Source organism: Paenibacillus sp. (assembly GCF_035645235.1).
In the GTDB taxonomy this organism is placed as follows: domain Bacteria; phylum Bacillota; class Bacilli; order Paenibacillales; family YIM-B00363; genus Paenibacillus_AE.
Map to the genome: position 1 here is coordinate 1 of NZ_DASQMZ010000207.1, position 7,003 is coordinate 7,003.

A 7,003-nucleotide genomic window follows, 5' to 3' on the forward strand; every position below is an offset into this window, starting at 1 on the left:
CCCGAATACATTATCGACGACGCGGGCCAGACAAACTATGTAAACCAGTATCCGACGATCGTCGGTACCGGCTCGAATCCGCAGACGGAGAGCGGCCAATCGTTCTACGTATACTTCCTGAATTTCGACGGCACCACGGTATGGGGAACGTATACGAGCTTAATGCGAAAAGAGATCACCTTGAATTAATCGAACATCGGAGAACGAAGGACCTGCGGCCGGCGCCGCGGGTCTTTCGCTCGAATCATATCGAAAGAAGCGTGCGAACATGAGAATCGAGAATTCGGACAGTCCAATCGTGACGGTGTCCCACGAACAACTGCGGCTGCTCTTCGAGCGGAATGAAAACGGACTGTGGCAATCGGCCTTGCATGCCGATTCGGTTCCGCTCGGCGCAAAGAAGCTCGGATCCGCGCCTCCCTTCCAAGTCAGCGTGGCGGGAAAGCCGTACGGACGTCTATCCTCGATGGTAAGCGGCTATACCTCGCTGCCGACCGAAATGCGGATGGAAGCGTTCGAGGAACGCGGAAACGAACTCTTCGCGTCCTACATACACGAGCAGCTTGGATTGGTCGTCGAGGTGCATCTGGAATTTATTGCAGGCGCTTCCGTGATCCGTCAGCGCACGTTGGCGCGCAATGCGGGATCGGAGCCGGTGACGCTCACGCATCTGTCGTCGGCCTCGCCGCAAGGCATCGCCATCGGCGGGGTGCTGCCATGGCATCACCCGGAGAAGATCGCCGTCCATTACTGCCGTCAAGCGTGGAATAGCGAAGGACAATGGAGAAGCGCTGGCTTGGCGGAGTTGGGGGTGTACCCGACTTCCCTTCACGCCGTCGGCGCTTCCTTCCATCTCGCTTCCGTCGGCAGCCAGAGCACGAGCCGGTATGCGCCGATGGTCGTGGTGGAGGATAAAGAAACGGGCGCCGTCTGGTTCGCGCAGATCGAAACCTCCTCGAACTGGCACCTCGAAATCGGGTACCGCGGAACGGAGCGCGAGGGAGGAGCGCTGTTCCTGCATGCCGACGGAGCGGACGAACGCTACGGCGGCTGGCACCACACGCTTGCGCCGGGCGAATCAGTGGAGTCCGTGCCGGTAAGCTACGGCTGTTGCGAGGGCCGGTTCGAGCAAGCGGTCCGGCAATTTACATTGTATCGCAGAAATAGGTTACTCCCAACGCTTCCCAACACCCATACCTTCTACCCTTTGGTTTATAATGACTATATGAATTGCCTTTGGGCGAACCCGACCGAGGAGAACATTCTTCGGCAGGTCGACGCCGCAGCCGCGTTCGGGGCGGAAATGTATTGCATGGACGCGGGATGGTTCTCCGGACTTACGCAAGATTGGTGGAACGGCCTGGGGGATTGGGTGCCCAGCAACGATCGATTCGGCGAACGCGGGCTTCAGGGCATCTTCGAATATATTAAAAGCAAAAACATGGGGATCGGTATCTGGATCGAGATGGAGGTTTGCGGAGAAGACGCAGCGCTCGCGCGGAAGCCGGACGATTGGTTTCTACGGCGGCATGGCCGCAGGGCGGGCGGCGGCCCGCGGATGTTCCTTGATTTCTCCAATCCGGAGGTCAGGCAGTATCTCATGCAAGTCATCGATCGCCTGGTAGGCATGGGCGCCACCTTGATTCGGAACGATTGCAACGACTGCATCGGCGCCGGGGACGATACCGACGGCCAATCGTCGGCGAGCGGTCTGCTGAGGAACATGCGCGCATTCTACGAATTCATTGAAGAAGTGAAACGACGGCATCCTCATATCCTGATGGAAAATTGCAGCTCGGGAGGCTTGCGGGCCGATTACGGCATGCTGTCGCGCTTCCATCTGCACAGCACGTCGGACCAGGAGCATTACGCCTGCAATCCGTCTATTATCTCCGGACTGCTCGCGGCCGTGCTGCCCGAGCAAGCGGAATTTTGGACGTATCCGTATCCGCTGACGTTCGACCGGAAGGATCAGCCGGATCATGTCTTGTCATCGTCTTATCGCGAAAGTATGGCCGACGGCGAACAGACGATCTTCAATATGGTGAACGGCCTCTGCGGCAACATGTATTTATCCGGACGGATCGATGCCGCCGACGAGCGCAACCGGGCGCTGATTTTGGAAGGGGTACAAGTTTACAAGCAAGAGCGGGGGCACATTCATCGGTCGTTCCCGATCTGGCCGCTCGGGTTCCATAGAATCGAAGATCAAACCGGCTGGGCCGCGGTCGGGTTGACGAACGAGTCTGGGAATCGCACGCTGCTCGCCGTCTGGCGGTTGGGAGGGGCCGAGCCTTACCAGGTCATGAAGCTTCAAGGATTCGCGGGCGCCGAGGCGCGCATCCGCCAATTGTATCCTTCGGACCCTTCGTATGCGGCGGAGGCGGCTTACAACCGATTCGATGGCAGCGTCGTCTTCCATTTTCCAAACCCATATCAGGCTAGATACTTCGAGGTTTTACGCGCGTAGACGCAGAGCAAATGTGTTTCGAAGGCTGCCGAATGTCGGCGGGCTTTCGATATCCGGGGGGATGCGGATTGGTATCCATCAACTATCGAATGAAGCTTCTATTGAGTCTTCTGGGGCTTTCCGTCATTCCCTTGCTTGGCGTCGTCTTTTTCTCGTATTACGTCTTCTCGTCCGTCTTGATTCAAAACACGGAAACGTTGATTAAACAGGATGTCGACCAGATGGAAACGGCGGTGTCGAATCGACTTTCTCAGGCGCAGGAGAGCGCAAGAACATTGTTATACAACATGGATCAGCGGCTTCAGAACCTATATACGCTTCGGTCGAACGTAGAGCCTTGGTATCATTACGAGCAACACAGATTGCTGACCGCGATGATCGAGAACGAACAGTCGGACAATCGGTTGGCGAATGTCCGGGTGTATGCGAAGGTGCCTGACATGCTATATGGTCCAAGCTCGCGATTCATCCCGTTCGAAGACTTGGGGGAAGAGCTGCCGGGCTGGGAAGATTTCCGAGGGAAAGGCGGGCCTTATTGGATCACGACGTACCCTTCGGCGAGCGGAACGCACGTGTTTTCTGTCTTCCGAACGCTTACGAGCATTACGAACGCGAACGAAACGATCGCCGTGCTGGTGATCGATCTCGAATCGGAGTCGCTTAGCGCGATTCTCCGCGACAACAACCGGGTCGAAGAGGCGGATACCTTCATTATCGACGGGCAAGGCAAATTCGTTGCGAATCGGAACCCGGAGCTGCTCGGTCGAATGTGGGAAAGCGATCGTCTCCAGGACACCCTGTCGATGGAATCGGGATCGAGGGTGTTCGGGCAAGACTACGTACAAATTCGGAAAATTCAAGCGAACGATTGGAGGATCGTGTCCGTTGCGCCTTCGCAAGCGATACTTCGCGAATCGAATTCGCTGCTCGGCATGTCGCTCGGGTTTTCCGGGATCGTCGCATGTATCGCGTTTCTCGTAAGCTTCTTGCTTTCCAAAAGTTTAACGGCGCGGTTGAAGCTGCTTCTTTCCGCCATGGAAGAAAGCAAGCTTTCCCGCAGAGAGCATATTTTGAAGATTATTCCGTGGAGAAAGAACGGCGGCGACGAAATCGATCGCTTGATTCGTTCTTACAATCAGTCGACGCGACGAATCCGATCGCTCATTCTGCGGGTCGACCGCGTAAAGACGATGGAAAGCGAAGCGAAGTTGAAAGCGCTGCAATCGCAGATCAATTCGCATTTTCTATACAATGCTCTCGACGCGATCAACAGCAGTATCGACGAATCCAATAAAGACGCGAAAGAAATCGTATACGGCTTGTCCAACTTTTTCCGAATCGCATTGAGCAAAGGCCTCGACTCGATTCCGATCTCGAAAGAAATCGAGATGATCCGGGAATACGCGAAGCTCCAAACGCTGCATTATGCCGATAAGATCGATTGGCTTTTCGATGTCGACGAGCAAATTTATCCGTTCTTCATTACGCGTTTTACGTTGCAGCCGATCGTGGAAAATTCGATTCACCACGGCATTCGCATGAAGCGGGGCAAGGGCATGATTACCGTGCGCGGCGGTTTCGAAGGAGACTACATAAAAATTCAGGTCAGCGATAACGGGGTCGGAATGGGCGAGGACACGATGAAGCAGCTGCAAAGACAGTTGCGCAAAGGGACGTTTCAGGAAAACAGCGGGTACGGACTCATCAATGTCAATGCCAGACTCAAGCTGCAGCACGGATCGGATTGCGGCATCGAAATCCTAAAGAGCGACGAAGACGGGACGACGATCGAAGTGACCATTACCCAACAAATCTAGACCGAGGATAGGGGAACGACCAATGACGCGTCTTCTTATCGTGGAAGATAATCGGAAAACGCAAACCATGCTGCTGGAAGCCATCGCCTGGAGGGAGCATGGAATCGATGTCGTCGGGGCCGTCGAAAACGGAGAAGAAGCGCTTGCATGCATTGAAGCCGATCCGCCGGATTTGGTGTTGTCCGATATTATGATGCCATTGGTCGACGGGCTTCAGCTGACGGAACAATTGAGCCGGCGGCACCCGGAGATCAAGGTCGTATTGATCAGCGCCCACGACGAATTCGAATACGCCAGAAGGGCGATGAAGCTCGGCGTCACCGAATATGTCTTGAAGCCGATCGTCCCCGATAAATTGCTGGAGTCCGTGCTGGGCGCGATCCGGGAACAGCAGCGGGATCGCAAGCTAAGAGAGCAAATTCAACGGAGCCTTCCGTTCCTCCGCGAACAATGGGCGGCTCGGTTGGCGGAAGGGACCATCGACCCGAATCTGCTCGACGAGGAGATGTCGTTCCTCCAGATCGATTCCGCCCGCCCGGCGTACACATGCCTCCTATTTTCCATAGACGACCTGCCGAACCTGTTGCGAACCGTACGCCATGCGGATTTGCAATACTTGCTCGTCAAGCTGGCGGACGAGATTCGACGAATGATGCGGGACTTCGACTATTGGTCGTTCATCGATCGCGATCGAAGGATCGCGCTGATCGTCGGACACGATCCCGAGCGGAGCCCGAACCACCGGAGCGAACTGCTTCAGGCGGCCGAAGCGGCGCAGCGGCATATTTCTTCCAGGCACGGTATGACGATGAGCGTCGGCGCGGGCATGGGGGTCGGCGGGCTGACGGACGTCCATCTAAGTTATAAGGCCGCTCAAGAAGCGGTGCATTATACGTTCCTCATCGGACCGGATCAATTGATCGATATTGAAGAGGTAGATCCGTTCGTGCCGGTGGCGACCGTCCACTACCCGTTGGAGCTGGAGACGAATTTGATCAACAGCGTGAAGCTCGGTTTGTGGGAGGAAACCCGAATCGGGTTAGGGCAATTACGGGAGTTTTTCCAAGCCTATCGTTCCGGCGAAGAGCAGGTGAAGACGTTACTGGTTTCCATCCTGTTGAAGATATCTCAAATCATTAAGGAAACGAATACCGATTCCGATCGGGTTCTGGCGACCGGATCGGAATTGTATGAGATGATGAAAGCGATGCGGACGCTGGCCGAAATTTTCGACTGGCTGGAGACGATGTTCGAACAATTGTGCCGGTATACGCAGCGTTCGCGGTCTAACAAGTATAAAGTCGTCGTACAGAAGGCCGTAGAGATCGTACAAAGCCGCTTCGGCGACGCGGAGCTGGATTTGAATTCGATCGCCAAGGAAGTGAATTTAAGCCGCGCGTATTTAAGCACGATCTTTAAGCGGGAGATGCAAGTGAACATCAGCGACTATTTATTGCATACCCGTCTGAATCAAGCGCGCGAGCTGCTGCACCGTTCGGATCTGAAAATCTATGAAATCGGCGAAAAGGTAGGCTTCAACAATGCGTATTACTTCAGCGCTTGTTTCAAACAGCACTTCGGTCTATCCCCGGCCGAATACAAAAAGGAAAACAATTTATAGGTTCGTCGAACAGAATCGCATTCCTTCGTACGGTTCGCGGACGTATGATAAAGGTACATTAATGAAAACGCTTCACTTTCATTATGAAACTTTATTGGGGGAATAGGGCATGAAAAAATCGTATTCTTGGCTCGCGGCTCTGGTCTTGGGAAGCACGGCGGTACTGTCGGCCTGCGGCGCCGGCGGCGAATCGGGCACGGACGCGAACGGACAAGCCGCACCTGCGGCCGAACAACCGGCGGAAGGCACGAACGCGAGTACGGAAGACGCGGCGAAGCCGGAGCCGTTCACGCTGAAGGTGTCGGGGTTCCTCAATGACGAGCATTCGTTGAAATACTACGATGCCGTGAAGGCCAAATACGAAGAGCTGCATCCGGAAGCGACCGTCGAGCTGCAAATTACGGAGGGCGAAAAATATTTCGACAAGCTGCGGACGCAGCTGGCCGCAAGCGACGCCGCCGACGTCATTTTCAACCAGCAAGTGAAGGAATTCGCCAAGGCCGGATTTTTCGCGGATCTGTCCGATCAGCCTTGGGTCGAGCGGATGCACGACCGCGAGTCGATGTCGATCGGGGGGAAAGTGTACGGCGTCGCGCTCGACTTGAGCGCGGGCGGCGTATTGTACAACAAGAAGATATTCGCCGACCTCGGCATCGCGCCTCCTGCGACATGGGCCGAATTTCTCGCGGCGTGCGAGAAAATCAAAGCGAGCGGCATCGTGCCGATCGAGTTCGGCGTGAAAGACGAGTGGGTCGCCAACAACGCGTTTTCGATCTTGTTCGCGTCGCTCGTATCGCCCGACATGCCCGATTTCGGCGAACGGCTGCTGGACGGCACCGCGAAAGTGAACGGTCCGGAATATCGGAAGGTGCTGGAAGCGTTCATCGAGCTTTCCAAGAACGACTATATCAATAAGAATGCACTGAGCAGCGATTATGCGCAAAGCACCGCGAGCTTCGCGGACGGCAAGGCGGCCATGGTGATCAACGGGAACTTCGTGGCGGGCGATGCGGGCGTGAAGGAAAAGATCGGCGATCAGTTGGGCGCCTTCGCGTTCCCGAACGAAAACGGCAATCCGCGGGTGTACGCGACGGG

Annotated in this window: 5 protein-coding genes; all 5 read left to right on the forward strand. The window is 55.5% G+C overall.

Annotated elements, in window-relative coordinates; translation table 11 throughout:
• Nucleotides 1-189 (forward strand): hypothetical protein (locus VEZ38_RS19350; protein WP_324896458.1); only part of this gene is annotated, 189 nt, incomplete at its 5' end.
• 79 nt (nt 190-268) lie between these two features.
• A complete protein-coding gene (locus VEZ38_RS19355; protein WP_324896460.1) occupies nt 269-2,470 on the forward strand; it encodes a glycoside hydrolase family 36 protein in 2,202 nt (733 codons plus the stop codon).
• 68 nt (nt 2,471-2,538) lie between these two features.
• On the forward strand, nt 2,539-4,287 hold the full coding sequence (locus VEZ38_RS19360) for a sensor histidine kinase (RefSeq protein ID WP_324896462.1): 1,749 nt from the start codon (nt 2,539-2,541) through the stop codon (nt 4,285-4,287).
• 22 nt (nt 4,288-4,309) lie between these two features.
• A complete protein-coding gene (locus VEZ38_RS19365; protein ID WP_324896464.1) occupies nt 4,310-5,908 on the forward strand; it encodes a response regulator in 1,599 nt (532 codons plus the stop codon).
• A 109-nt stretch (nt 5,909-6,017) separates the two neighbouring features.
• The coding region (locus tag VEZ38_RS19370; protein ID WP_324896466.1) for an ABC transporter substrate-binding protein at nt 6,018-7,003 on the forward strand (986 nt) is incomplete at its 3' end.

Excerpts from the sequence above, each read along its gene's own strand:
- VEZ38_RS19355 (WP_324896460.1), top strand. The coding sequence starts at position 269 with ATGAGAATCGAGAATTCGGACAGTCCAATCGTGACGGTGTCCCACGAA.
- VEZ38_RS19365 (WP_324896464.1), top strand. The coding sequence starts at position 4,310 with ATGACGCGTCTTCTTATCGTGGAAGATAATCGGAAAACGCAAACCATG.